Origin of the sequence: Pacificispira sp., assembly GCF_965228185.1 — a bacterium.
Lineage (GTDB): Bacteria > Pseudomonadota > Alphaproteobacteria > UBA8366 > Aestuariispiraceae > Pacificispira.
On record NZ_CBDDHE010000002.1, the window covers coordinates 737,545 to 761,154 of the forward strand.

General features: G+C 64.8%; 23 protein-coding genes. 14 read left to right on the forward strand and 9 right to left on the reverse strand.

Annotated features, from left to right (window positions below; genetic code table 11):
* Positions 1–114 precede the first annotated feature (114 nt).
* Positions 115–1,050 carry an AEC family transporter gene (locus ACO06O_RS03455; protein WP_421876300.1) on the reverse strand — a complete coding sequence of 312 codons (936 nt, stop codon included), beginning with the start codon at positions 1,048–1,050 and terminating at the stop codon, positions 115–117.
* A gap of 138 nt (positions 1,051–1,188) precedes the next feature.
* Here ACO06O_RS03455 and ACO06O_RS03460 point away from each other — a divergent pair, with 138 nt between their 5' ends.
* The 5 genes from ACO06O_RS03460 (at position 1,189) to ACO06O_RS03480 (ending at position 5,920) form a co-directional block, all read left to right on the forward strand.
* Positions 1,189–1,482, forward strand: a complete 294-nt coding sequence (locus ACO06O_RS03460; protein WP_421876302.1) for a hypothetical protein — start codon at positions 1,189–1,191, stop codon at positions 1,480–1,482.
* Positions 1,483–1,491: 9 nt separating this feature from the next.
* Positions 1,492–3,135, forward strand: a complete 1,644-nt coding sequence (locus ACO06O_RS03465; RefSeq protein WP_421876304.1) for an acyl-CoA dehydrogenase family protein — start codon at positions 1,492–1,494, stop codon at positions 3,133–3,135.
* A 10-nt stretch (positions 3,136–3,145) separates the two neighbouring features.
* Positions 3,146–3,964, forward strand: coding sequence for an EipB family protein (locus ACO06O_RS03470; RefSeq protein WP_421876306.1), 819 nt, complete (start codon positions 3,146–3,148; stop codon positions 3,962–3,964).
* Between the two features lie 88 nt (positions 3,965–4,052).
* Positions 4,053–5,429: a leucyl aminopeptidase family protein gene (locus ACO06O_RS03475; RefSeq protein WP_421876308.1), complete on the forward strand. Its 1,377-nt coding sequence runs from the start codon at positions 4,053–4,055 to the stop codon at positions 5,427–5,429.
* A 122-nt stretch (positions 5,430–5,551) separates the two neighbouring features.
* The gene (locus ACO06O_RS03480; RefSeq protein WP_420418212.1) at positions 5,552–5,920 is read left to right on the forward strand and encodes a MarR family transcriptional regulator; all 369 of its coding nucleotides are present in this window, start codon (positions 5,552–5,554) and stop codon (positions 5,918–5,920) included.
* A gap of 35 nt (positions 5,921–5,955) precedes the next feature.
* On the opposite strand, the gene ACO06O_RS03485 is transcribed toward ACO06O_RS03480, so the two are convergent.
* The 4 genes from ACO06O_RS03485 to ACO06O_RS03500 form a co-directional block, all read right to left on the reverse strand.
* Complete coding sequence (locus ACO06O_RS03485; protein ID WP_421876311.1) at positions 5,956–8,685, reverse strand: GNAT family N-acetyltransferase; 2,730 nt, start codon at positions 8,683–8,685, stop codon at positions 5,956–5,958.
* A gap of 72 nt (positions 8,686–8,757) precedes the next feature.
* Complete coding sequence (locus ACO06O_RS03490) at positions 8,758–9,315, reverse strand: O-acetyl-ADP-ribose deacetylase (protein ID WP_421876313.1); 558 nt, start codon at positions 9,313–9,315, stop codon at positions 8,758–8,760.
* Between the two features lie 13 nt (positions 9,316–9,328).
* On the reverse strand, positions 9,329–9,871 hold the full coding sequence (gene ppa / locus ACO06O_RS03495; protein ID WP_420418215.1) for an inorganic diphosphatase: 543 nt from the start codon (positions 9,869–9,871) through the stop codon (positions 9,329–9,331).
* Positions 9,872–10,012: 141 nt separating this feature from the next.
* A complete protein-coding gene (locus ACO06O_RS03500; RefSeq protein ID WP_421876315.1) occupies positions 10,013–11,281 on the reverse strand; it encodes an AmpG family muropeptide MFS transporter in 1,269 nt (422 codons plus the stop codon).
* A gap of 94 nt (positions 11,282–11,375) precedes the next feature.
* Here ACO06O_RS03500 and ACO06O_RS03505 point away from each other — a divergent pair, with 94 nt between their 5' ends.
* Entirely contained in the window at positions 11,376–11,651 is a 276-nt protein-coding gene (locus ACO06O_RS03505) for a DUF3572 domain-containing protein (protein WP_421876317.1), read from the forward strand.
* Positions 11,652–11,663: 12 nt separating this feature from the next.
* Here the strand turns inward: ACO06O_RS03505 and ACO06O_RS03510 are convergent, their stop codons facing one another.
* Entirely contained in the window at positions 11,664–11,852 is a 189-nt protein-coding gene (locus ACO06O_RS03510) for a hypothetical protein (RefSeq protein ID WP_420418218.1), read from the reverse strand.
* Between the two features lie 192 nt (positions 11,853–12,044).
* Between ACO06O_RS03510 and ACO06O_RS03515 the strand changes: the two genes are divergently transcribed.
* On the forward strand, positions 12,045–13,406 hold the full coding sequence (locus ACO06O_RS03515; RefSeq protein WP_421876319.1) for an MATE family efflux transporter: 1,362 nt from the start codon (positions 12,045–12,047) through the stop codon (positions 13,404–13,406).
* Here the strand turns inward: ACO06O_RS03515 and ACO06O_RS03520 are convergent.
* A complete protein-coding gene (locus ACO06O_RS03520) occupies positions 13,382–13,870 on the reverse strand; it encodes a DUF2244 domain-containing protein (RefSeq protein ID WP_421876321.1) in 489 nt (162 codons plus the stop codon). The two genes, ACO06O_RS03515 and ACO06O_RS03520, sit on opposite strands and share 25 nt — an antisense overlap.
* Positions 13,871–13,990: 120 nt before the next feature.
* Between ACO06O_RS03520 and nth the strand changes: the two genes are divergently transcribed.
* From nth to ACO06O_RS03535, 3 genes are all read left to right on the forward strand, one after another.
* Positions 13,991–14,629, forward strand: coding sequence for an endonuclease III (gene nth / locus ACO06O_RS03525; protein WP_421876323.1), 639 nt, complete (start codon positions 13,991–13,993; stop codon positions 14,627–14,629).
* A 12-nt stretch (positions 14,630–14,641) separates the two neighbouring features.
* A complete protein-coding gene (locus ACO06O_RS03530) occupies positions 14,642–15,070 on the forward strand; it encodes a PaaI family thioesterase (protein WP_421876325.1) in 429 nt (142 codons plus the stop codon).
* Between the two features lie 97 nt (positions 15,071–15,167).
* Entirely contained in the window at positions 15,168–16,262 is a 1,095-nt protein-coding gene (locus ACO06O_RS03535) for a 3-hydroxyacyl-CoA dehydrogenase family protein (RefSeq protein WP_421876327.1), read from the forward strand.
* Positions 16,263–16,868: 606 nt separating this feature from the next.
* On the opposite strand, the gene ACO06O_RS03540 is transcribed toward ACO06O_RS03535, so the two are convergent.
* On the reverse strand, positions 16,869–17,432 hold the full coding sequence (locus tag ACO06O_RS03540; RefSeq protein WP_421876329.1) for a tetratricopeptide repeat protein: 564 nt from the start codon (positions 17,430–17,432) through the stop codon (positions 16,869–16,871).
* Between the two features lie 137 nt (positions 17,433–17,569).
* Here ACO06O_RS03540 and ACO06O_RS03545 point away from each other — a divergent pair, with 137 nt between their 5' ends.
* From ACO06O_RS03545 to glcF, 4 genes are all read left to right on the forward strand, one after another.
* Positions 17,570–18,499: a DUF2817 domain-containing protein gene (locus ACO06O_RS03545; protein WP_421876331.1), complete on the forward strand. Its 930-nt coding sequence runs from the start codon at positions 17,570–17,572 to the stop codon at positions 18,497–18,499.
* Positions 18,500–18,578: 79 nt separating this feature from the next.
* On the forward strand, positions 18,579–20,066 hold the full coding sequence (locus ACO06O_RS03550) for an FAD-linked oxidase C-terminal domain-containing protein (RefSeq protein ID WP_421876439.1): 1,488 nt from the start codon (positions 18,579–18,581) through the stop codon (positions 20,064–20,066).
* Between the two features lie 189 nt (positions 20,067–20,255).
* Positions 20,256–21,473 (forward strand): glycolate oxidase subunit GlcE, encoded by a 1,218-nt coding sequence (gene glcE / locus ACO06O_RS03555; RefSeq protein WP_421876333.1) that lies wholly within the window; start codon positions 20,256–20,258, stop codon positions 21,471–21,473.
* A gap of 7 nt (positions 21,474–21,480) precedes the next feature.
* A complete protein-coding gene (gene glcF / locus ACO06O_RS03560) occupies positions 21,481–22,770 on the forward strand; it encodes a glycolate oxidase subunit GlcF (protein ID WP_421876335.1) in 1,290 nt (429 codons plus the stop codon).
* Here glcF and phnE read toward each other — a convergent pair.
* On the reverse strand, positions 22,767–23,594 hold the full coding sequence (gene phnE / locus ACO06O_RS03565) for a phosphonate ABC transporter, permease protein PhnE (RefSeq protein WP_421876337.1): 828 nt from the start codon (positions 23,592–23,594) through the stop codon (positions 22,767–22,769). The two genes, glcF and phnE, sit on opposite strands and share 4 nt — an antisense overlap.
* Between the last annotated feature and the right edge of the window lie 16 nt (positions 23,595–23,610).

The window sequence follows — 23,610 nt, forward strand, 5'->3', positions numbered from 1 at the left end:
CGCGTCAATCGCGGGGGGCCGGGTCCGTAATTCGCCCGATCACAATCGGACGCCCGTATGAGAAGAACGTGTTCATATCGCGGTTATACGCCCGACCCGCGCGCCGCGCAACGACTACAGGCTGAACAGCCAGAGGATCGCCCAGGAGGTGAAAGCCGATCCGACCGTGGCGAGGAAGATCGAGGTCGTGGCTAGCGCCTGAGCGGTCCCATAGCGCTGCGCGAACAGATAGACCATGACGCCGCTGGGCTGGGCGGCGGTGATGACGGCGATCTGAACCCAGACCGGATCCAGGTCGAAGATATAGGTGCCGGCCAGATAGACCAGCGCCGGGAAGACCAGCAGCTTCAGCGACACCTGCGCCAGGGACTGCACCACCCGGCCGGCAACGCCATAGCGCTTCAGCGACGCGCCCAGCACGAATAGCGCGCAAGGCAGGACCGCGCCTTGGAAGGTTTCCGCGATCCGCGCGACGGGCACCGGCAGTTCCAGCCCGGCCAGATTGGCCGTCAGACCGGCGGCGAGGCCGATCAGGATCGGATTGCGGATCAGCCCTAGCACGACCTGGGCTGGGACGCCCGCCAGACTGCCCCCCGCGCTGCGGGCCAGTTCCAGCATGATCGTCGTGCCGGTGAACAACAGCAGCCCATGCACCGACAGGATCAGGAAGAACGGCAGCGCCGCCGCCTCGCCATAGGCCAAAAGGATCAGCGGCAGGCCCAATAGGACCGTATTCGAAAAGGCGCTGCCCATCCCCGTCAGGATCGCGCCCATCGCATCGCGCCCGAACACGAAACGGCCCAGCGCCATGCCGATGCCGAAAACCGTGAAAGCCGGCAGGTAATAGCTGCCGAACAGGTCCCAGGGCATCCGGTCCGGCAGATCGGTGGTCGCGATCGTCCGGAACAGCATGAAGGGAACGGCATAGTTGAAGACGAAGTTAGAGACGCCGGATTCCGCCGATTCGGCAAACCACCGCATCCGCGCCGCCGCATAACCGATCGCGGCAATGCCGAAAACCGGCAGCAGGATGTTGATGACGATATCCAAAGGACGGCTTTCCTCTAGGGGGTAAGGCTTCTGATACTCTTGGCGATGGGGGCGGGCAAGCCCCAGCCCTTGCGGTCCGGACCGGCGCGTGCCATCTATCGGTCGTAGGTGCTTGGCCTGACGAAGGAACGATCCGGCATGGCGGACCTCTGGATTTTTGGGCGGAAACCCGCCGCCCTCGTGCGCCACCGGCATGGCGGTTTCAATGCCACTTTTCCCATGAACGGCGATACGGTTGTGGAACAGGCAGGCCTGACCCTCGCCCGGGACGCCGCGCGGGAAAAGGCGGAACGTGCCGAGGCCGACAGACCGCCCCGCGTCGAAGGCCGGGATGCCCAGAACGTCCTGTCCTTTCAGCCGCGCGCCAATCGCGGCGCCCGCAATGCGCATAGTCCGCGCCATGGCGGCCGGCCCGCCCCGTTCCGGGACTGATCCCAGGCCGTGATTACCCAAGAGACCCGACAGACCGTCCTCGCCGGGCTGGAAGCCCTCGGCACCGGCGCCATTGAGGCATTGCGCGCCCAATGCACCAACCCGGACAGCGGCAAGACCGACGCCCTGCGGTTCGAACATGCCCAGCACCGGGCGCATGGGACCGCCTGGCTGGTTGCCCATATCGCCGGATTAACCGCCCTGGACGCCTGGGCCGCGCGTCTGGAGGCCAGCGATCGGATGGGGCCGGTGGAGGCCGGCATTCTGCGCATCGGCTTCGCGGAATATCTGGCGCGCATCCTCTACGGCCTGCCGATGAGCCAGACCGAAATCGCCCGGCCCGCCGCTCTGGGCCTTGCAGACGCAGCGGCTGAGATCGCCGCAGACCCGGTTGTGCGCGCCTTGATCGAGGATCGGGATTTGCCGGAAATCCGCGCGGCCACGGCTTTCGCCATGGCCCGGCATGGATTCAGCGATCCGGCGGACGAGGATGACGACATCGCCATGATGCGCGATCAGTACCGGCGCTTCGCCGAGGCGGAAATCGCGCCCCATTGCCATGGCTGGCACCTGAAGGACGCGCTGATCCCCGACGAGACGGTGGCCAGTGTCGCGGCGCTGGGTACCTTCGCAATCACGATACCAGAAGCCTATGGCGGGCTGGGCCTGTCGAAGCGCGCCATGGTCGCGGTGACGGAGGAACTATCCGCCTATCACCTGCCGACCGGATCGCTGGCGACGCGCCCTGAAATCGCCGGCGAGTTGATCGGCCAGTCGGGCACCGAAGAACAGAAGCAGCGCTTCCTGCCCGGCATCGCGTCGGGGGAGATCCTGCCGACGGCCGTGTTCACAGAACCGGATATCGGCTCCGATCTGGCCCATCTGTCCACCCGCGCCGTCCGACGGGGGCCTGTCTATCAGGTGTCGGGCGCGAAGACCTGGATCACCCATGGCGGGCGCAGTGATCTCATGACCCTGCTGGTCCGGACCGAGGCCGGCAGCAAGGATCACCGCGGCGTGTCGATGCTGCTGGCGGAAAAACCGCGCGGGACGGAAAGCAATCCCTTCCCGGCCGAGGGCATGCGCGGCGGCGAAATCCGCACCCTGGGCTATCGGGGCATGAAGGAATACGACATCGCCTTCGATCGGTTCGAGGTCCCGGCGGCGAACCTGTTGGGCGGCAACGAGGGCGATGGTTTCCGGCAATTGATGGCGACCTTCGAATCCGCGCGCATCCAGACGGCGGCGCGGGCCGTCGGCGTGGCGCGCAACGCGCTGCGGCTGGCGCTGGACTATGCGACGACGCGCAAACAGTTCGGCAAGCCGTTGATCTCCTTCCCGCGGATTTCCGACAAGATCGCGCTGATGGCGGCGGAAACCGAAATCGTCCGGCAATTGACGCGTTTCGCGGCCGTATCGAAGGATACCGGGCGGCGCTGCGACGTCGAGGCCGGGATGGCGAAACTGCTGGCCGCGCGGACCGCCTGGGCGGCCGCCGACGACGCATTGCAAATTCACGGCGGGATCGGCTATGCCGAAGAGACGGAGATTTCCAGGGTCCTTGTCGACGCGCGAATACTGAACATATTCGAAGGGACCGGGGAAATTCAGGCTCAGGTTATCGCCCGCGGTCTGTTGAGCCGCCGCAACTGACGGGAGCATCATGTTTCGCATTCCAGGATCGTCGCTGTTCGCCGCCGCCGCAATCGCCGGAACAGCGCTGTTTTCCAGCCCGTCCGTGGCGGAAGATCCGGTCACGCTGGTCCCCTATACCGCGCGCTATTCGCTTCATCTCCTGGAAACGCGGGTCGGGGATATCGCCTCGGTGAATGGCGGGATGGACATCTCCGTCATCCGTGGTTGCGAGGCCTGGACCTCCCAGAACCACCTTACGATGACCGGCGGCGCGGCCGAAAACCCGTCCATCGAGGTCGATGCCGAAAGCATGATCCGCGAAGACATCGAGGGCCGGTGGATGGAGTTCGAATCCACCGTCCGCGTCGGTGGCGAGCTGACGGAAACGATCCGGGGCCGCGCCGAACTGGATGCGGACGGCCAGGGCACGGCGACCTTCAAGAAGCCGCGCGAGGTAAGCTTCCCTCTGCCCAAGGGGACGTCCTTTCCGATTTCGGCGACCCGCGAGTCGATCCGGCAAATCTGGCAGGACGGCGCGAAGCTGGTGACCTATCTGATGTTCGACGGGGAATCGCCCTCGCCCATGCGCGGCACCGATATCCTGGCGGGACAGCCGGAACCGATCCAGGGCGGGATCGACGATCCGGATAACCTGGTTCAGGGCGATCTGCGCCGCGTCGTCACAACCCTGTTCGAATTCGCGGAAACGGATTCCGAGCCGGAGACGACCTATATCGTCGACATGCTGCCGAACGGTGTCGCCACACGGCTGACCGTCGATATGGGTTTCATGGTCGTCGAATCGCGCCTGATCGATATCACGGCGGTTCCCGCCCCGAAATGCTGATCCCCCGGCAGGAATGACATTGGGCCACGGCTTGGACTCGCGGGCCGGACGGGCTACAACCAATCCGCCTCAAACGAAGGGATGAACCATGCAGTGTTTCGTCGCGCGCACCGACGATGCGACGCGCCGCCTCAGCGCCGTCGCAAAGGATGAATTCGACGCCTGGATGAAGGGCCAACCGGACCGCGTCCGCACCTGGCTGGACGGGCTGGGGTTCAAGGCCAAGGCCGGGTCCGTCACCGCCCTGCCGGACGCCGAAGGCGCGCCGAACGACTTCCTGCTGATCCTGGAGGCTGCCGACGATATCTGGTCCTGGGGTGCCGCATCGGCCCGGCTGCCGGCCGGGCGCTATACGCTCGACCCCGCCCCGTCGGACAAGGACGCGGCCTATCGCGCCTGTCTGGGTTGGGCGCTCGGCAGCTATGTCTTCGACCGTTACAAAAAGCGGGAGGAACCGCCCCGGGAACTGGTCTGGCCGGACAATGCCGATAGAGGCGCGGTCATGGCCTCCGCCGCGGCGATCTATCTGACCCGCGATCTGGTCAACACGCCGGCATCGGATATGGGACCGGGCGAACTGGCATCTGCCGCCAGTGCCCTGGCGCGGGATTTCGGCGGCGCCTGCGAAACCGTCGTCGGCGACGATCTGCTGCGCGAGAATTTCCCGATGATCCATGCCGTCGGCCGCGCCTCGTCGCGCCCGCCCCGGCTGATCGATCTGCGCTGGGGCAAACCGGCGCATCCGAAGGTGACCCTGGTCGGCAAGGGCGTGTGTTTCGACACGGGCGGACTGGACCTGAAACCGTCCAGCGCCATGCTGATGATGAAGAAGGATATGGGCGGCGCGGCGCAGGTCCTGGGTCTGGCGCGGATGATTATGGCCAGCAAGCTGCCGGTCAACCTGCGGGTCCTTATCCCGGCGGTGGAGAACAGCGTTTCCGGCGATTCCTTCCGGCCGATGGACATTCTGGCCACGCGCAAGGGGATCACCGTCGAAGTCGGCAATACCGACGCCGAAGGACGCCTGGTTCTGGGCGACGCCCTGTGTCTGGCCTGCGAAGAAAAGCCGGAACTGCTGATCGATTTCGCCACGCTGACCGGTGCGGCGCGGGTCGCGCTGGGTACCGATCTGCCCGCGATGTTCAGCAATTCCGATGCCCTGGCCGACGATCTGCAGGACGGTGCCAAGACGGCGCAGGACCCGATGTGGCGGCTGCCGCTGCACAAGCCCTATGCCAGTATGCTGGACAGCAAGATCGCGGATACGAACAACATCTCCTCCGGCGGCTATGCCGGCGCGATTACCGCCGCCCTGTTCCTGGAAAAATTTGTCGAACCCGGGATCGAATGGGCACATTTCGATTTGATGAGCTGGAATGTCGCCACCAAACCCGGCCGGCCCGAGGGTGGAGAGGCGCAAGGCATTCGCGCCGTTTTCGAGGCGATTCGCAGACGATTCGGGTAAACTTCTGCGCTGTTCCCCTTGCCTCCCGGCGCGAAGCGGCCCATCTTAAATTAATCGTTTCAGAATCGTACCGAATCGCGGTACCGAATCGTCACGACAGCAAACCAATTCGGAGAAGAGCCGTGAACGCGACACAAGCCCTGGACATCTGGCGCGGAGCCATCGTCGAGAGCGTGCGACGCGATTCCCCGGACCTGAGCGCCCGTCAGATGGCGGTTCTGACCACCGTCTATCTGTGCGCGTCACCCCATACCGTACGCGGTCTGGCCGAAACGCTGAATGTCGCCAAGCCGGCGGTAACCCGCGCCTTGGACCGACTGTCCGATCTGGGCCTGGTACGGCGCAAGCCGGATCCCGACGACCGCCGCTCCGTTCTGGTGCAGCGCACGGTCAAGGGTTCGGTCTTCCTGAGCGAGTTCGGCGAGTTGATCGTGAAGGCCGCCGAGGAAACCGGCGCCGACGAGATCGAAGCCGCCGCCCACGCCGCCTGACGTCCGGCCCGGCTCCCGCTAAATCGTCTCCCGCTTTATCCGTCCGACGCCAGTTTCAGCGTGACACGCTGAACGCTGGCATCGTCTTCATGCGGCGCGCGCTTGAAACCCAGATCGGCGCACATGGACAGCATCGGCTCGTTCTCATCCAGGACATCGCCATAGATCAGGCCGATCCCACGCGCCCGCGCGAATTCGATCAGCCGGTTCATCATCGCATAACCCAGACCTTCCCCCTGGTGATCCTTGCGCAGCAGAATCGAGTATTCCGCCTGTGTCCCGTCGGCATCGGCGATCAGGCGGGCAACGCCGATCACCGCCTGGTCATCATCCGGGTCGATGGCGACAAAGGCCATTTCGCGCGCATAATCGATCTGTGACAGCCGCGCCGCCAGCCGGTCCGGCAAATCCTTCATCGTATGCAGGAAGCGGAACCGGATATCCTGAGCGTCGGATCGCGCCACAAGGACCTGCAACGCGCCCGCATCTTCCGGACGGATCGGGCGGATCGCCACCTGGCGCCCGTCCTGCAGCGCGACCGTGCCTTCCAGATGCCGCGGATAGGGCCGGATCGCCAGGCGGGCGGATGGATCATCGGCTTCCGCCGCCGTCGCGGCGGCGACGCGGATGCGCGCGTCCAGGGCGATGACACCCTGCGCATCGGCAATCAACGGGTTGATGTCCAATTCCTTGATCTCGGCGAAATCGGCGGCAATCCGGCTGACCTGGATCAGGGCATTTCGGATCGCCTCGAAATCCACTGCCGGCTCGTCGCGATAGCCTTTCAACAGGCGATAGACCGCCGTTTCCTCGATCACCGCCTGGGCCAACACGTCGTTCAGCGGCGGCAGGGCCGTCACTGTGTCGCCGACAATCTCGACCTCCTTGCCGCCCTTGCCGAACAGCACGACCGGGCCGAATTGCGGGTCTTCGTTCAGACCGACGATCAGTTCATGCGCCTTCGGGCGGCGGACCATCTGCTGCACGGTCACCCCGTCGATCCGCGCGCCAGGGAATTCGATCGACAGGCGCTCCATCATTTGCGCCGTCGCCTCGCGCACCTGTTGCGGCGTGGTCAGGTTCAGCACCACCCCGCCGACATCGCTTTTATGGGTGATGTCGGGCGACAGTATCTTCACCGCCACCAGATCGCCCATCGAGAAGCCGCGCGCGGCAGCCTCGGCCTGTTCCGGACTGCGCGCGATTTCCGTCCTGGCGATGGGGATGCCATAGGCCTGCAGCACCTGTTTGGCCTCGACCTCGCTGAGCCAGGGGCGGTTCTCGGCCAGGGCCCGATCGATCAATCCGCGCACCATGTCCCGGTCCGGCGCGACCTCCGCCTTCGCGGCCGGGACCTGCATCAGATTCATCTGGTTGCGGCGGTAGCGCACGACATGCATGAAGCCACGCACCGCCTCTTCCGCCGTGAAATAGGTCGGCACCCGGCTTTCGACGAAACGCCGCCGCGACGGCTGTGCCGACCCGTCGCCCAGCCAGCTGGTCAGGATCGGGCGCTTGTGACCGGCCGCGACTTTCAGAACCGCCTCTGCCGCTTCCATCGAATCGCTGATCGCGGTCGGGCAGTTCAACACCAGAACTGCATCGGCACCGTCATCTTCCAGCAATGCCTCCAGCGCCTCGGAATAACGCGATCCAGGCGCGTCGCCGATGATGTCGACCGGGTTGGCCTTGCTCCAGGTCGGCGGCAGGCAACCGTTCAGGCGTTCGATCGTCGCCGGGGACAAGGCCGCCAACTGACCGCCCTGTTCGATCAGGCTGTCCGTGGCCAGCACGCCAATGCCGCCGCCATTCGACAGGATCGCCAAGCGGTCGCCCGGCCCGGTCATCGCCTCCGCCGCGCCCAGCGTGCCCATGCGCCGCAGCTCGCTGGACAGGGTTTGCACCGCATCGAACAATTCGCGCATGTCATAGACGCGCAGCATGCCCGCCCGGCGGAAGGCGGCGTCGTAGACTGCGTCCGACCCGGCCAGCGCGCCGGTATGGGAACTGGCGGCCTTGGCCCCTTCCGCGACGCGCCCGGCCTTGATCGCGACGACGGGCTTGGTGCGCGCAGCGGCGCGGGCCGCTGACATGAATTTCGCGGCATCGCCGATGGCTTCGATATAGAGCAGGATCGCCCGAACCTTCGGGTCGGTGGCCAGATAGTTCAGCATATCGCCGAAATCGACATCGATCTTGTCGCCCAGGCTGACCAGATGGGAAAAGCCGATACCGCGCCCCGTCGCCCAATCCAGGACGGACGTCAGCATCGCGCCGGACTGGGCGATGAAGGCCAGGTCGCCCGGCAGCGGGTCGCGATGGGCGAAGCTGGCGTTCAGCCCCATGCCGGGAACCATCAGACCCAGGACATTGGGGCCCAGAACGCGCATTGGCCCGGCCGCTTCCAGCAGGGCCGCACGGCGCGCCTCGCCTTCCGCGTCGCCGCCTTCGCCGAAACCCGCCGTGATGACACACACCGCCCTGCAGCCCTTATCCCGCAGATCCGCAACGACCCCGGGGACGGCATCTGCCGGCGTCGCTACCACCGCCAAATCCGGCGTCATGGGTAGCGAGGCAATATCCGGCCAGGCCAGCGAGCCGCCGATGGCCGTGTGATGGGGATTGACCGGCATGATCGGCCCGTCAAACCCACCCGCGAACAGGTTCCGCGCCAAAACCGCCCCGACGGAGCCCGGCCGCTTGGACGCGCCGATCAGGGCGATGGACGCCGGTTTGAACAGGTAATCGAGGTCGCGAACAGACATGGGGCACCCGCCGAAATCAGAATTGTCTGCCTACCGGTCGTGCGAGTCCGCCCTGGAACGGTTTTATGAAAATTATGTGTCGGCGGCGGGGACCGTTCCACCCGCAAGCGCCGTTTGGTATAGGGCCGCCGTTTTCCCGTCGAAACAGCAGAACACCACGCTATCGACCGCCTCCGTCTGCGCAAGATAGGCGGCTACCGTTTTGACCGCGATGCCGACCGCGCGGTCGAGAGGGAAGCCGTAGGCCCCGGTGGATATCGCCGGAAAGGCGACGGTCCTGGCGCCATTTTCTTCCGCCAGCGACAGGCTGTTGCGGTAACATTCCGCCAGAAGCGCGTCCTCATCCTCGCCGCCGCCCTGCCAGACCGGCCCGACGGTATGGATGATGTGGCGCGCCGCCATGCGGAAACCCGGGGTAATCCTGGCCTCGCCGGTCGGACAGCCGCCCAACTTGCGGCATTGTTCCAGCAACTCCGGCCCGGCCGCCCGGTGGACCGCCCCGTCCACCCCACCCCCGCCGAGGAGGCTTTCATTCGCCGCGTTTACGACCGCATCGACGGAAAGGCGAGTGATATCGCCTTCCATCACGGTCATGCGCGCGTCGAACGGGGTCGACAGGGCTTCCTGCATTCCTTGTCCGGCGTTACTCCGCCGCTTTCCTCAGATTATGGGCCGCCATCGAATCCTCGATCAGCTTGGCCGCTTCGCCGGCTTCGCCCCAGCGCGCGATCTTGGCCCATTTACCCTTCTCCAGGTCCTTGTAGTGCGTGAAGAAGTGGGCGATCTGGTCGATCAGGATTTTCGGCAGATCACGATAGCTGGACACGTCCTCGTAATAGGAATGCAGCTTGTCGTGCGGGACGGCGATGATCTTCTCATCCATGCCGCCTTCGTCTTCCATGATCATCACGCCGACCGGACGGGAGCGCACGATGGCGCCCGGCACGACCGGCACGCGGCCGACCACCAGGACGTCGATCGGATCGCCGTCGCCACACAGCGTGTGCGGAATGAAACCGTAATTCGCCGGATAGAACATCGCGGTGTGCAAGAACCGGTCGACGTAGAGAGCGCCGGATTCCTTATCCAGCTCGTATTTCACCGGGTCCGCGCCAATCGGGACTTCGATGATGACGTTCACGTCCCAAGGCGGATTTTCACCGACCGGAATGCTATCAACACGCATTGGATTTCCTTTCGCCAGAGCGTCGGCACGACCCTGTGCCTATCTGTCTCGGCCGTTCGTATAGTACCCTAATTGCTGCACTGCAATAAGAGCAAATTCGTCGCAGGCCGAATTCTTTTCGCCAAGTAGTTCGACCGGGGTCTAGCGCACCGGACCGCGTCTGGCCAGATAGGCGATCAGCAAAAGTCCGGGCACGGCCAGAAATGCGGTCAGAACGAAGAAATCGAACCAGCCCAGCACCTGTGCCAGATAACCGCTCGGCGTCGATAATAGCGTGCGGCCGAACGCCATGAAAGCCGATAGCAGCGCGTATTGCGTCGCCGTGAACTGCCGATTGCACAGAACCGACAGATAAGCGACGAAAGCGGCGGAGCCGAGACCGCCGGTGAAATTGTCGCTCCACACCGCCGCGGCCAGAACCGTAAGATCGTGGCCGACCGCCGCGACCCAGGCGAACATCAGATTCGTCACCGCCTGCAGGATGCCGCCGACGATCAGCGACGGATACAGGCCGATGGCGCGCACCATGGCCCCGCCCGCGAAGATCCCAGCGAATGTGGCGATCAGGCCGGCCGTCTTGCTGACCAGCGCGATATCGGTCCCGGAATAGCCCATATCGCTGTAGAACGGGTTGGCCATGGTCCCCCCGATCGCGTCGCCGAACTTGTACAGCAGCACGAACACCAGAATGGCCAGGGCGGCGGGGCGGAACAGGAATTCCCGGAACGGCTCCACCACCCCCTGTTTCAGAAACGCGCCGGGACTGGTGACGGCCTGACGATCCGACGGCTCCTTCACCATCAGGATGGCTGCGACGCCCACCAGCATGCCGGCCGACAGCGCCAGGAAAACGACGGACCAGTCGACATGGTCGGACAGCAGCAACGCCCCGGCCCCGGCGACCAACAGGCCGATCCGGTATCCGCCCTGGGTCGCCGCCGCGCCCGCCCCCTGTTCCTCGTCCTCCAGCAATTCGATCCTTAACGCATCGATCACGATATCCTGACTGGCCGAAAAGAAACCGATCAGCGTCGCCAGGATGGCGGACGGCCAAGGGTCGGTGGCCGGATCGGTGAAGCCCAAACCGGCGATAGACGCCATCAGCGGCACTTGAATGGCGATTGCCCAGCCGCGCCGTTGCCCCAGCCAGCGGGTCAGCCCAGGCAGCGGACATTGGTCGATGACCGGCGCCCAGAGGAATTTCAGGCTGTAGGGCAGGCCCACCGCGGCGAAAATGCCGATTGTCGTCAAATCCAGCCCACGGCTGCGCAGCCAATAGGACAGCGTGCTGAGCGTCAGCAGCAGCGGCAGACCGCTGGCGAACCCCATCAATGCGATCAAAACGATCCGCCGGTCGCCATAGATCGCGACCGACCTGACCAGTCTTTCCCGAATGCCGATTGCGTCCACCGCGCGCTCCGCGACTGCTTTCCCACCAGACCGAGGCGTGATATCGCCAGATTCCGGCACCGGCGACCAGCCGGCAGTTAGTCAGGATGGGTGGATGATGAAACAGGAACAGGCCGAAACTGTGGCATTGCAGGCGCTGGCCTATATTGCGGCGGATGAAGACCGGATGGACCGGTTCGTGGCGCTATCGGGCCTGGGGCCCGACGATCTGAAAAGCCGGATTGCGGATCCGGCTTTCCTGGGCGGCGTCCTGGACCATCTTCTGGGCCATGAGCCCGACCTGATGGACTTCGCCGAGGAGGCGGGGATCGACCCGATGGCGGTTCAGCGCGCCCGCGCCGCCCTTCCCGGGGTCAATCCCGACTGGTGACCAACCCGCCGATCAATCCGCAAAACGCAGGACTTTCGGCGCCTTCACGTCGCTGAGCCGGGCCAGCGCGCCGCCGGCGGCCAGGGTAAGGTCGCGCTCGCTCGGGTCATGCTGACCATGCGCGTATTCCGCCGCACGCATCAAACCATTGGCCCATTCCGCCTGAACCGCGAGATAGTTGCCGTAATCCACTTCGATCATTGTCCGGTTCTCCGTCGCTTCTCCCCCCGGCTTTCCCGGGGCGCCTGTCATCACCATGAACAGAATGCCCCGAATTCACGGCCCTGGCAGTGACGATGGTCACTCGAAATTAAGATTCTTTTTACCAATTTGCCGGGGACCGCAGCGGATGGCTGCTTGCCGGGTCCGGACGAAGCGGAATAACTAGCCGGCATGACCGACCGACCCGCCGACAGCGACCCGCCCGTCAATTGGAACAGGCGGCTTCTGGCCCTGACCGGCCCGATCGTGGTCGCGAACCTGTCCGTGCCGTTGCCGGGGCTGGTCGATACCGCCGTGATGGGACATCAGCCGGAAGCGGCCGGGCTGGCGGCGGTCGGACTGGGCGCGATGATCTTCGCGACCCTGTTCTTCACCTTCGGATTCCTGAGGATGAGCACGGTCGGCCTGACCGCCCAAGCCGACGGCGCGGGCGATCATCGGGACATTCGCGCGGTCCTGTATCGCGGCGGGGCGCTGGCGCTGATCATCGCGGCCGCCCTGTTGCTGGCGAATCAGCCGTTGGGCCGCCTTGCCTTCGGCCTGACGGAGGCGGCGCCGAGGGTGGTCGAGCTGGGCCTCGCCTATTACGACATCCGGGTCTGGGGCGCCCCGGCGGCGCTGTTGAACATGGCCATTCTGGGATGGCTGTTCGGCCTGGGCCATATGCGCGCACCGGTCGTCCTGCAGATCGTCACCAACGTGATCAACGTCGCGTTGGATTTCCTGTTCGTCTTCGGCTTCGACTGGGGCATCGAAGGTGTCGCCGCCGCGACCGTCATCGCCGAATGGTCCGGGACCCTGCTGGGTATCGTGATCGTCGCCCGGCGTCTGCGTCCCTATGGCGGGATCGCCCCGCCGCCGGGCGCGCTGACCGACTGGGCGGGGATGCGGCGACTCCTGGGCGTGAACCGCGACATCTTCATACGGACGCTGTGCCTGCTGATCGCCTTTGCGCATTTCAAGTTCGAGGGTGCGACCCTGGGCACGACGACCCTTGCGGCGAATATTGTGCTGCTGACATTTCTGGATATCAGTTCCTACGGGTTGGACGCCTTCGCCAACGCCGCCGAGATCTTGGTCGGCAAAGCCGTCGGGCGCCGCGATGCGTCGGTCTTCCGCAAGGTGGTGCGCCTCGCCCATCTCTGGGGCTTCGCCATCGCCGGGATCAGTGCGGTCCTCTTCTATGGTTTCGGCGGCTGGATCGTCGGGGTGCTGACCAACCAGCCCCAGGTCCTGGCAGAGGCGGACAGGTTCATGATCTGGGCCGCCATCCTGCCGCTGACGGCGGTCTGGGCCTTCGTGATCGACGGCGTCTTCGTCGGGGCGACCTGGTCCGCCGCCCTGCGCAACGGCATGATCGCGGCGATCGCCGTCTACTTCGCCGCGCAATGGCTGCTGGTCCCCGCTTATGGGAACGAGGGCCTTTGGCTGGCGTTGCACATTTTCCTTGTGGCGCGCGGCGTCACATTGGGCATCCAGTATCCGGGCCTTGTCCGGCGCTTGGAGGGTCAGAAGGCCGGCGTCTCGCGATAGCGAACCAGCGCCGCCCGTAGGGCCTCGGCCACTTCCAGCTTCTCGAAGGGTTGTAGAAACGCCCCGATTTCAAGCTGTTTTCCGTGGCTGCGCAGGGTCAGACGGCTGTCGTGGCGCGGCGGATCGTCCATTTGAACGGACAGCCAGGTCGGTTCGAACCGCAAGGTGCCCTGCTTGCCGTTCGGGGCGATATGGGTGACGTCCAGCCCGTCCGGGGTCAGGCGCAGATGTTCCGCCCGGCGGCCTTCACGGAAGTTCATCTTGAAGGCGATATAGACCAGCAGGATTTCCAGCCCGCAGAACCCGGCGACCGGCCAGGCGCCGGCCAGAAAGAATCCCGTGCCGATCAGGAATCCCCCACCCGCTACGGCTGCCATGACCAGCAGGAATCCCCGCCGCCCCAGACTGCGGTGCGGGCGCAGCGTGGCGTCGAACAGGACGGGATCTCTCACGGCTTCGGTCATGCTTGGAAATGTATCGCACCGGGAACCCCGGTAAAGACCTATCCGCCGGGAAATGCTTTCGCCGCGCCGGTCGCTTGATTAGGGTAACGCGATCCGCCCGCCGCAACCTGCCAGCCGATCATGAAAAAAGCCGATATCGAATCTTTCTTCGCCCGCCTTCAGGCCGCCAATCCGGAACCGAAGGGCGAATTGAATTGGACCAATCCCTACACGCTGCTGGTCGCGGTCGCCCTGTCGGCCCAGGCCACCGATGTCGGCGTCAACAAGGCGACGGAAAAGCTGTTCCAGATCGTCTCCACCCCCCAGGAAATGCTGGAACTCGGTGAAGGCGGCCTGAAGAACCACATCAAGACGATCGGTCTTTATAACTCCAAGGCCAAGAACGTGATCAAGGCAGCCGAAATCCTGGTGCGCGATTTCGGCGGCGTTGTCCCGCAGGACCGGGCGGCGCTGGAAACCCTGCCGGGCGTTGGGCGAAAGACCGCCAATGTCGTCCTGAACATCGCCTTCGGCGCGCCGACCATCGCCGTCGACACCCATCTGTTCCGGGTCGGGAACCGCACCGGCATGGCGCCCGGCAAGACGCCGCTGGCCGTCGAACTGAAGCTGGAAAAGCGTATTCCCAAACAATACCTGCGCCATGCCCACCATTGGCTGATCCTGCACGGGCGCTATGTCTGCAAGGCGCGGAAACCGGATTGCCCGGCCTGTATCGTCAACGACCTATGCCGTTTCAAAGGCAAGACTGTCGCGGTCTGAAGGAGCCTGATCATGCCGAAACTGGATATCGCAAAAATCCGCGAGCGCGCCGAGGACACCTTGGTCAGTCACCTGGGAATCGAGATGCTGGATGCCGGGGAAGGCACGGCGAAGGCGCGCATGAAGATCACGGCGCGGCATCTGGCGCCGAACGGGTTTCTGCATGCCGCGTCCGTCGTCGCGCTGGCCGATACATGCTGCGGTTTCGGCACCTTTGCCGACCTTCCCGCCGGCGCGGAGGGATTCACCACGGCGGAGCTGAAATCCAACCATCTGGGCACGTCGCGCAAGGGCAACCTGGTCTGCACCGCACATGCCAAGCATCAGGGCCGCACGACCCAGGTCTGGGACGCCGAGATCTTCACCGAGGCGCGGCCGGATCGGCCGATCGCGCTGTTCCGCTGCACTCAGATCGTGCTGTGGCCACGCGGATCGGAATAGGCCGCCGCGGTTCCGCCGACCTCGACAATGCTGCATCGCGGCATTAGAAAAGCGGCAAACAGACATTCAGCGCATCACGCAACAAGGGGTTCGGAACATGACGTTCAGCAAAATCGGCATTATCGGCGCCGGCACCATGGGATCGGGTATCGCCACCAGCCTGGGCCAGCAGGGTGTGACCACGGTCCTGGTCGATACGACGGACGAGGCAGTCCAGCGCGGTCTGGGTGCCGCCAAGAAATTCTATGACCGGGCCGCCGAGAAGGGCAAAATGACTGCCGAAGCGGCTGCAGACGCCTATGGCAAGCTGTCGGGCTCCACCGATATCGCGGCCCTCGCGGATTGCGATTTGATCATCGAGGCGATCTTCGAGGAATTCCAGGTCAAGGCCGACCTGTTCGCCCGCCTGAACCCGCATCTGAAGCCGGAAACGGTCGTCGCCACCAACACGTCGGCGCTGCGGGTTTCTGAACTGGCCGAGACGGTCGACGATCCGTCGCGCTTCCTGGGCCTGCATTACTTCAACCCGGCCGCCATCAACCCGATCGTCGAAGTCGTCAAGGGCGACAAGACCGATGACGCGATCTTCGAACGCTGCGTCGAGTTCTGCCGCAGCACCGCCAAAAAACCGATTCCGTGCAAGGACGCTTATGGTTTCGCCATCAACCGTTTCTTCGTTCCCTATGGTAACGAGGCGGTGCGCCTGATGGATGAAGGCGTCGGCACCCCGGCCCAGATCGACCGCGTCGCGCAGGATTGCCTGGGCGTCGCCGCCGGCCCCTTCGTCGTCATGAACCTGGTGAAGCCGAAGATCATGTTCCACGCCCAGCGCAATCTGGGCCCGCACGGCGCCTTCTATGCCATCGCCGACACGCTGGCCGCCAAGGGCGACAGTGACTACACGTTCGACGTCGGCGAAGACGCCTCCGGCAGTGCCGAAAGCGACGCCGTAATCGCCGACCGCCTGCGCGCCGCCACCTTCTTCCCGGTCCTGCAGGAACTGGACGAGGATGTCGCCACACCGGCCGATATCGACATGGGCGCCGGCCTGGCCCTGCGCTTCGGAAAGGCCCCGTGCGAGCTGATGGACAGCCTGGGCAAGGACGAGGTCGCCCGCATCGTCGGCCACGTCACCGAAACCTACGGCCACGCCATGCCCGCCAGCCTGGCAAAGGTCGGCAGCCTGCGCTGACCGACCGCCTTCGCGGGCAGGACAAAAACATTCGATAACCATCATCCCGGCGTAAGCCGGGATCCAGGGGAACATGCAGGGATGTGCCAATCGGCCCTGGATTCCGGCTTTCGCCGGAATGACGGAAGTGCGCGTGGCGGACCGCCTGAACACGATTGAACGATCCGTAGGCTCCGCCCATCCAACCTATAACCCTCGTCATCCCCGCGAAGGCGGGGATCCAGGCGGGACTGGCAAGGCCGTGCCGACGGCCCTGGATTCCCGCCTGCGCGGGCCGGACAAAAACATTCGATAACCGTCATCCCGGCGTAGGCCGGGATCCAGGGGAACATGCAGGGTCGTGCCAATCAGCCCTGGATTCCGGCTTTCGCCGGAATGACGGAAGCGCGCGTGGCGGACCGTCGGAACACGATTGAACGATCCGTAGGCTCCGCCCATCCAACCTATAACCCTCGTCATCCCCGCGAAGGCGGGGATCCAGGGGGCCTGGCAGGGCCGTACCGACGGCCCTGGATTCCCGCCTTCGCCGGAATGACGGATGTGGTCTTTCGGTATCATCCAGCCTTCGCGAGAAAGACGCGAATAGTCCGAGAGGGCGCCGAAACCCTAAAGCTGGCGGGCGCGCAGTTCGGCGCGCAGCTGTTCGGCGCGGCTTTCGATCTGTGGCATATGCGGGTTGAGGCTCAGCGCCTTTTCGAAGGATTGCAGCGCCGCTTCCGGTTCCTCCATTGCATCGAAGACCAGACCCTGGCCCGATTGGGCACCGAAATGGCGCGGTTCCAGGTTCAGCGTTTCGTCGATATCGGCCAAGGATTCGGGATAGAGGCCCATCAGGAAGTAGACGGTCGCGCGCTTGTTCCAGGCCTCGGCGAAATCCGGTTCCAATTCGATGAGGGCCGTGAAAGTCTTGATTGCACCGGTCAGGTCCTGGGTCTGCATCTGATCGACGCCCTGGGCCATCAGGATGCGCCCGGTCGCGGTCGGCGCCTGCAGCCACAGGGACCAGATCTGCTGTTGCGCGACCATCGCTTCCGGACTGCCCGGCGCGGCGTTCAGAAGGACTTCGAAAAGCGCGCCCAGACGCTTGTCGTTCTGATCTGCCAGGACCGGCCCCGACGCGACCGTGATCGCGAACAGGGCGGCGGCACATAGTCTCGCCAAACCTGCCATGAGAACGCCCCCTTTCTGTTGCGCGTTCTATGGTAAGGAAGTATGGGCCCGGACCGGACGGGCGGCAACCTCCCGTGTCGGCGGGCGCCCCCCAACCGCGCGGCTTGCGCGAAAACCAGAGAGAGAACCGGCGAATAATGTCTCAGGAGGCGAACTGTTTCAGCGACGACGTGGAAAGGGCTCGCGAACGGTTCCTGATTGCCTGTGACCGGATCGGCCTTCGCGTCACGTCCTATCGGTCGCGGCTGACACAGCGTAACGGACACCCGATGTATTGCGACGTGACTCGGCTTGGCTCGCCGGAGGCAAAGCGCGCCGTGGTCCTGTGTTCCGCCGCCGCCGGGCCGGCCGGTCTGCTCGGCTGCGGTGGGGCACTTGGCGTGATCACGGCGGGCGGCATCCAGGATATTCCGAAAGAGGTCGGCCTGATCCTGGTCCATGCCGCCAATCCGGGCGGGCCCGTCTGGCCCTATTTCGCCGACGGTGAATCGCCCGCTGCCGACGGCCCCGCCCCCGCTTGGTCCGACGGCGTGTTGGCGGCAGCGGAAAAGCGGTTCTCGGACTTTCAGCAGGAAAGCGGGTTCGATTGGACAAAGCTTGCCGGGCAGACCCTGGCGTCGATGTCGCCGCCCGCCTGGGACGGAGACGTCCTACGGGAGATCGCGGCCGACCGGCTGAAAGGTCTGAACCAGATCTGCGTCGTCGACCCGCGCACCGGGCCGGGGCAGTTCGGCGCCTATGAGACCGTGTCTTGCGATCCGAAGGGATCGGCCGCACGCGACCGCGCCGATAGCTGGTTCGCCATCGATCCGGCCGCCGAGGACCGCGTCCAGGGCGCGGGCAACACGCCCTGCGCCGGCGGGTTGGGCGGATTGGTCAAGACGGCGCGCGTGACCAATGTGATCGTCGAAATCGGCACCTATTCCATGGCCGGCGTGTTGAGCGGCGGCGACCGAAAGGACGCGATGCGATCCTTTCCTTCCTCGGCGGATTGGCGGGTTTCGGCCTGGCGCGCGATACGGGAAACCTTGCGCCGCGCCTATCAGGGTCTTATGCGGGAAGGGTAAAGCGTATCGTTGACGCTTGGGGAACCGGCGTATAATAAAAATTGGTAATACCAATCCAGGCGGGCAGGAAGCTATCATGTTGAAAATGCCGGATCTCGACGAAGGGGCGATTGCACGCCGGCTGTCCATCGCGGACGACCTGCGCGCCATCGTCCCGGGCGAGGGCGTGATCGTCGACGAGGACGAGCGCCGCCCCTATGAATCCGACGGGCTGACCGCCTATCGCACCATGCCGCTGGTCGTGATCCTGCCGGAAACGGTGGAGCAAGTCGCGGAGGTCCTGAAATACTGCAAGGCGCACGGCATCAAGGTCGTGCCGCGCGGTGCGGGGACCAGCCTGTCCGGCGGCGCCCTGCCGCTGGCTGACGGCATCCTGTTGGGCATGGGCAAGTTCAACCGCGTGCTGGAGGTCGATTACGACAATCGCTGCGCGCGGGTGCAGCCCGGCGTCACCAATCTGGCCATCACTCACGCGGTCCAGGATGACGGCTTCTATTACGCGCCGGACCCGTCGAGCCAGATCGCCTGTACCATCGGCGGCAATGTGGCGGAAAATTCCGGCGGCGTGCATTGCCTGAAATATGGCCTGACCACCAACAACGTCCTGGGCATCGAACTGGTGACCATGGATGGCGAGATCATGCGGATCGGCGGCAAGCATCTGGATGCCGAGGGCTATGATCTGCTGGGCATCGCGATCGGGTCGGAAGGCCTGTTGGGCGTCGTGACGGAGGTGACGGTGCGCCTGCTGCCGAAACCGGAAACCGCCCGCGCGCTTCTGATCGGCTTTCCGTCCAGCGAGGCGGGCGGCGATTGCGTCGCCCAGGTGATCGGCAGCGGCATCATCCCCGGCGGGATGGAGATGATGGACAAGCCGGCCATCATCGCGGCCGAGGATTTCGTCCATGCCGGCTATCCGATGGATTGCGAGGCGCTGCTGATCGTCGAGTTGGACGGGCCGGAGGCCGAGGTCGCCCACCTGATCGATCGGGTCCGCGAGATCGCCGAAGGACTGGGCGCGACCTCGCTGCGCATCTCCGAAAGCGATGAGGAACGCGCGACCTTCTGGGCCGGACGCAAGGCCGCCTTCCCCGCCGTCGGCCGCCTGTCGCCCGACTATTACTGCATGGACGGCACGATCCCGCGCAACAAGCTGCCGCTGGTCCTGAAGCGCATGAACGAGATGTCGGCGCAGTACGGGCTGGGCGTCGCCAACGTCTTCCATGCCGGGGACGGCAATCTGCATCCGCTGATCATGTATGACGCCAACAATCCGGGCGAGTTGGAGAAGGCGGAGGAGTTTGGCGCGGATATCCTGAAACTCTGTGTCGAGGTCGGCGGCGTCCTGACCGGCGAACACGGCGTCGGTGTGGAAAAGCGCGATCTGATGCCCGCCATGTTCACCGAAGAGGACCTGAACCAGCAGCAGCGCGTGAAATGCGCCTTCGATCCGGACGGGTTGCTGAATCCGGGCAAGGTCTTCCCGCAGCTCCACCGCTGTGCCGAACTGGGCCGGATGCATATTCATAAGGGGAAAATCCCCTTCCCGGACATCCCGAGATTCTGAGACCGGTAGGATGAGCTTTCAGTCAGAAATGCGGACACCACGTTTCTCCTCCCCCCTTGAGGGGGGAGATCGGGAGGGGGGTGTCTCGCACCTCCTGCACCATTGCCGGGAAGGCCTTGCGGCCTTGTCACCCTCACCCCGGCCCTCTCCCCTCAAGGGAGAGGGAGTTTCGGCCGGAACGCTATTGCCATGACCGAAACCCTTCGTCCCGATACCGAGGCGCAGCTTGCCGAGGCCGTCACCTGGGCCAATTCAGAGCGTCTGCCGTTGGAGGTTCTGGGCAGCGGCACAAAACGGGCGCTGGGGCGTCCCGTTCAATCCGCGCACCGGCTGGACCTGACCGCCTTTTCCGGCATTCACCTCTATGAGCCGGAAGAGCTGGTGCTGGGTGCCGGCCCGGCGACGCCGATGGCCGAGATCCTCGAGGCATTGGAGACGAAGGGTCAGCAATTGGCATTCGAGCCGCCGGACCTGTCCGGCCTGCTGGGCACTCAAGATGCCGGGACCATCGGCGGGATCGTGTCGACAAACCTGGCCGGTCCGAGGCGCATCAAGGACGGCGCGGCGCGCGACCATTTTCTGGGCTTCGACGCGGTATCCGGGCGGGGTCAGGTCTTCAAATCCGGCGGCCGGGTGATGAAGAACGTGACCGGCTACGACCTGCCGAAACTGATCTGCGGGTCCTACGGCACCTTGGCCGCGATGACCCGCCTTGTGGTGAAGGTCCTACCGCGCGCCGAGAAATCCCGCACGGTCCTGGTCCGGGGTGTCGACGCGGCGCAGGCGGTGAAGGCCCTGGCCGACGGGTTGAACGGGCCTTTCGAAGTATCCGGTGCAGCCTGGCTTCCGGCCGGGCTGACCGCATCCTCCGGAGTCGGCTATATCCGGGACGCGGGCGTGTCGGTGGCGGCCTTGCGGCTGGAAGGCTTCGGCCCGTCGGTCGAATACCGCTGCGGCAAGCTGCGCGCGCTTCTGGCGCCCTATGGCGAGACCGAAGAATTGCACAGCCACAATTCCCGGACTTTCTGGCGCGAGATTCGGGATGTCGTCCCGTTCCACGGCGATTCCCGCATTGTCTGGCGGATATCCGTCGCCCCGACCGACGCGCCCGGCCTGCTGGCCAGCCTGTCGCATCTGAAGAACCAATCCGCCTATCTGGATTGGGCGGGCGGGTTGATCTGGCTGGCGGTCGACGCACCGCGCCAGGGTGCGGCCGAGATCATCCGCGACGCCATGGCCCCGATCGGCGGTCATGCCACCCTGATCCGCGGCGGCGCGACCCTGCGCAACGCCGTCCCCGTCTTCCACCCCCAACCCGCCCCGCTGGCCGCCGTGACCCGGCGCCTGAAAGCCAGTTTCGACCCGAACGGCGTGCTCAATCCGGGCCGCATGACGGAAGGGGTGTAGGACAGATATGCAGACCCACTTCACCCTCGCGCAGTTGGAAGATCCGGATCTGGCGGTCGCCAACGATATTCTGCGGAAATGCGTGCATTGCGGGTTCTGTACCGCGACCTGCCCGACCTATGTGACACTGGGAGACGAATTGGATTCGCCGCGCGGGCGGATCTATCAGATCAAGGACATGCTGGAGGGCGACAAGCCCGCCTCGTCGAAGCTGGTGAAGCATATCGACCGCTGCCTGTCCTGCCTGTCCTGCATGACGACCTGTCCGTCGGGCGTGCATTACATGCATCTGGTCGATCTGGCGCGCGCCCGCATCCACGAAACCTATGAACGGCCCTTCGCGGACAAATGGCTGCGCAAGGTTCTGGCCTTCGTGCTGCCGAATCCGCAATTGTTCCGGCTGTCGCTGATCGGCGCCTGGCTGGGCAAGCCGTTCCTGAAAGGCCTGCCCGGTCCCATCGGTGCGATGTTCCGAATGGCGCCGAAATCGATCCCGAAACCGTCGGCCTGGGATGTGCCCCAGACGATCCCGGCGGAAGGCGTCAAACGCGGGCGGGTGGCGCTGATGACCGGCTGTGCGCAGCAGGTGCTGCAGCCCAAGATCAACGAGGCGACGATCCGCCTGCTGACCCGGATGGGAATCGAAGTGGTCGTGGCGCAGGGAGCGGGCTGTTGCGGTGCGCTGGTCCACCATATGGGCGACACCAAAACCAGCCACGGTCAGGCCGCCGCCAATATCCGCGCCTGGACACGGGAAATGGACGGCGATGGGCTGGACGCGGTGATCATCAACGCATCCGGATGCGGTACGACGGTCAAGGATTACGGCTTCATGTTCCGCACCGATCCGGTGCTGAGCGATGACGCCGCCCGCGTGTCGGCGATCACGAAGGACATCACCGAGTATCTGGACACAATCGGCGCGCCGAAACCGACCCGCAAACCGGACCTGACCGTCGCCTATCACTCCGCCTGTTCGATGCAGCACGGCCAGAAGATCACGGCCCTGCCGAAAACGCTGTTGAACCAGGCCGGGTTCAAGGTCGTCAGCCCCGCCGAGGGGCATTTGTGCTGCGGGTCCGCCGGGACCTACAACCTGCTGCAGCCGGAACTGGCCGAGCGGCTGAAGGCGCGCAAGGTCCGCAATATCGAGGCGACACAGCCGGATGTGGTGGCGGCCGGCAATATCGGCTGCATACAGCAGATCGCCGGCGGCACGGCCATCCCGGTGATCCACACGGTCGAACTGCTGGACTGGGTTACCGGCGGACCGGCACCCGACGGCCTACCCCTCTAACCGAAACGGCGGCGCAATAGATTGCTCAACCCGTCCACCAGAGTTACCGCAAGCAGGATGAGAAGCAGCAGCGCCGCCACCTGCGGATAATCCAGAAGCCGCAGGGAGCCGACGAGCTCGGTCCCGATACCGCCCGCGCCGACCATGCCCATTACCGTCGAGGCGCGGAAATTATACTCCCAGCGATACATGCTAACGTCGAAGAAGTTCGGAAGGACCTGCGGCAGGACGCCATGGGTGATGACCTGGACGCGGGTCGCGCCAGTGGCGGCGGCCGCCTCGATCGGGGCCGGATGGGCATGTTCGATCGCCTCGGCAAAGAACTTGCCGACCATACCGACCGAATGCAGCCCCAGCGCCAGAACGCCGGGCAGCATGCCGAAGCCGACCGCCGCGACGAAGACGATACCCATGATCAGTTCGGGGATCGAGCGCAGCGCGTTCAAGACTGACCGTGCCACGTGATAGGTCGCCTGATTGGGCGACGTGTTCCGCGCGGCCAGAAATGCCAATGGCACCGAGAAGAAGACCGCCAGTGCCGTTCCCGCAACCGACATCGCCACGGTATCGAGCATCGGCCCGACCCAGTTCCGCCAGCGGGAAAAATCGGGCGGTATCATTTCGCCGGTCATGGTCAGGATGGCCGGGATACCGTCCGCCATTCGCCCGCCGTCGAACAATCCCGTCACGTAGCCGCAGACCAGGATCGCCAGCGCGACCGGCACAAGGCGGAAAATGGCACCACGACGACTGCGGCGTTCGGTCGCCAGAATGTCCCCGATCCCGGATTGCGAGGCGGCCAACCCGCGTGTTCGTTCCGTCATGTACTTACCCTCGCCC

Excerpts from the sequence above, each read along its gene's own strand:
- ACO06O_RS03520 (WP_421876321.1), bottom strand. The coding sequence starts at position 13,870 with ATGACCGAAGCCGTGAGAGATCCCGTCCTGTTCGACGCCACGCTGCGC.
- ACO06O_RS03545 (WP_421876331.1), top strand. The coding sequence starts at position 17,570 with ATGTCTCAGGAGGCGAACTGTTTCAGCGACGACGTGGAAAGGGCTCGC.
- ACO06O_RS03505 (WP_421876317.1), top strand. The coding sequence starts at position 11,376 with ATGATGAAACAGGAACAGGCCGAAACTGTGGCATTGCAGGCGCTGGCC.
- glcF (WP_421876335.1), top strand. The coding sequence starts at position 21,481 with ATGCAGACCCACTTCACCCTCGCGCAGTTGGAAGATCCGGATCTGGCG.
- ACO06O_RS03515 (WP_421876319.1), top strand. The coding sequence starts at position 12,045 with ATGACCGACCGACCCGCCGACAGCGACCCGCCCGTCAATTGGAACAGG.
- ACO06O_RS03530 (WP_421876325.1), top strand. The coding sequence starts at position 14,642 with ATGCCGAAACTGGATATCGCAAAAATCCGCGAGCGCGCCGAGGACACC.
- ppa (WP_420418215.1), bottom strand. The coding sequence starts at position 9,871 with ATGCGTGTTGATAGCATTCCGGTCGGTGAAAATCCGCCTTGGGACGTG.
- ACO06O_RS03485 (WP_421876311.1), bottom strand. The coding sequence starts at position 8,685 with ATGTCTGTTCGCGACCTCGATTACCTGTTCAAACCGGCGTCCATCGCC.
- phnE (WP_421876337.1), bottom strand. The coding sequence starts at position 23,594 with ATGACGGAACGAACACGCGGGTTGGCCGCCTCGCAATCCGGGATCGGG.
- nth (WP_421876323.1), top strand. The coding sequence starts at position 13,991 with ATGAAAAAAGCCGATATCGAATCTTTCTTCGCCCGCCTTCAGGCCGCC.
- ACO06O_RS03475 (WP_421876308.1), top strand. The coding sequence starts at position 4,053 with ATGCAGTGTTTCGTCGCGCGCACCGACGATGCGACGCGCCGCCTCAGC.
- ACO06O_RS03540 (WP_421876329.1), bottom strand. The coding sequence starts at position 17,432 with ATGGCAGGTTTGGCGAGACTATGTGCCGCCGCCCTGTTCGCGATCACG.
- ACO06O_RS03490 (WP_421876313.1), bottom strand. The coding sequence starts at position 9,315 with ATGCAGGAAGCCCTGTCGACCCCGTTCGACGCGCGCATGACCGTGATG.
- ACO06O_RS03470 (WP_421876306.1), top strand. The coding sequence starts at position 3,146 with ATGTTTCGCATTCCAGGATCGTCGCTGTTCGCCGCCGCCGCAATCGCC.
- glcE (WP_421876333.1), top strand. The coding sequence starts at position 20,256 with ATGACCGAAACCCTTCGTCCCGATACCGAGGCGCAGCTTGCCGAGGCC.
- ACO06O_RS03460 (WP_421876302.1), top strand. The coding sequence starts at position 1,189 with ATGGCGGACCTCTGGATTTTTGGGCGGAAACCCGCCGCCCTCGTGCGC.
- ACO06O_RS03535 (WP_421876327.1), top strand. The coding sequence starts at position 15,168 with ATGACGTTCAGCAAAATCGGCATTATCGGCGCCGGCACCATGGGATCG.
- ACO06O_RS03510 (WP_420418218.1), bottom strand. The coding sequence starts at position 11,852 with ATGATCGAAGTGGATTACGGCAACTATCTCGCGGTTCAGGCGGAATGG.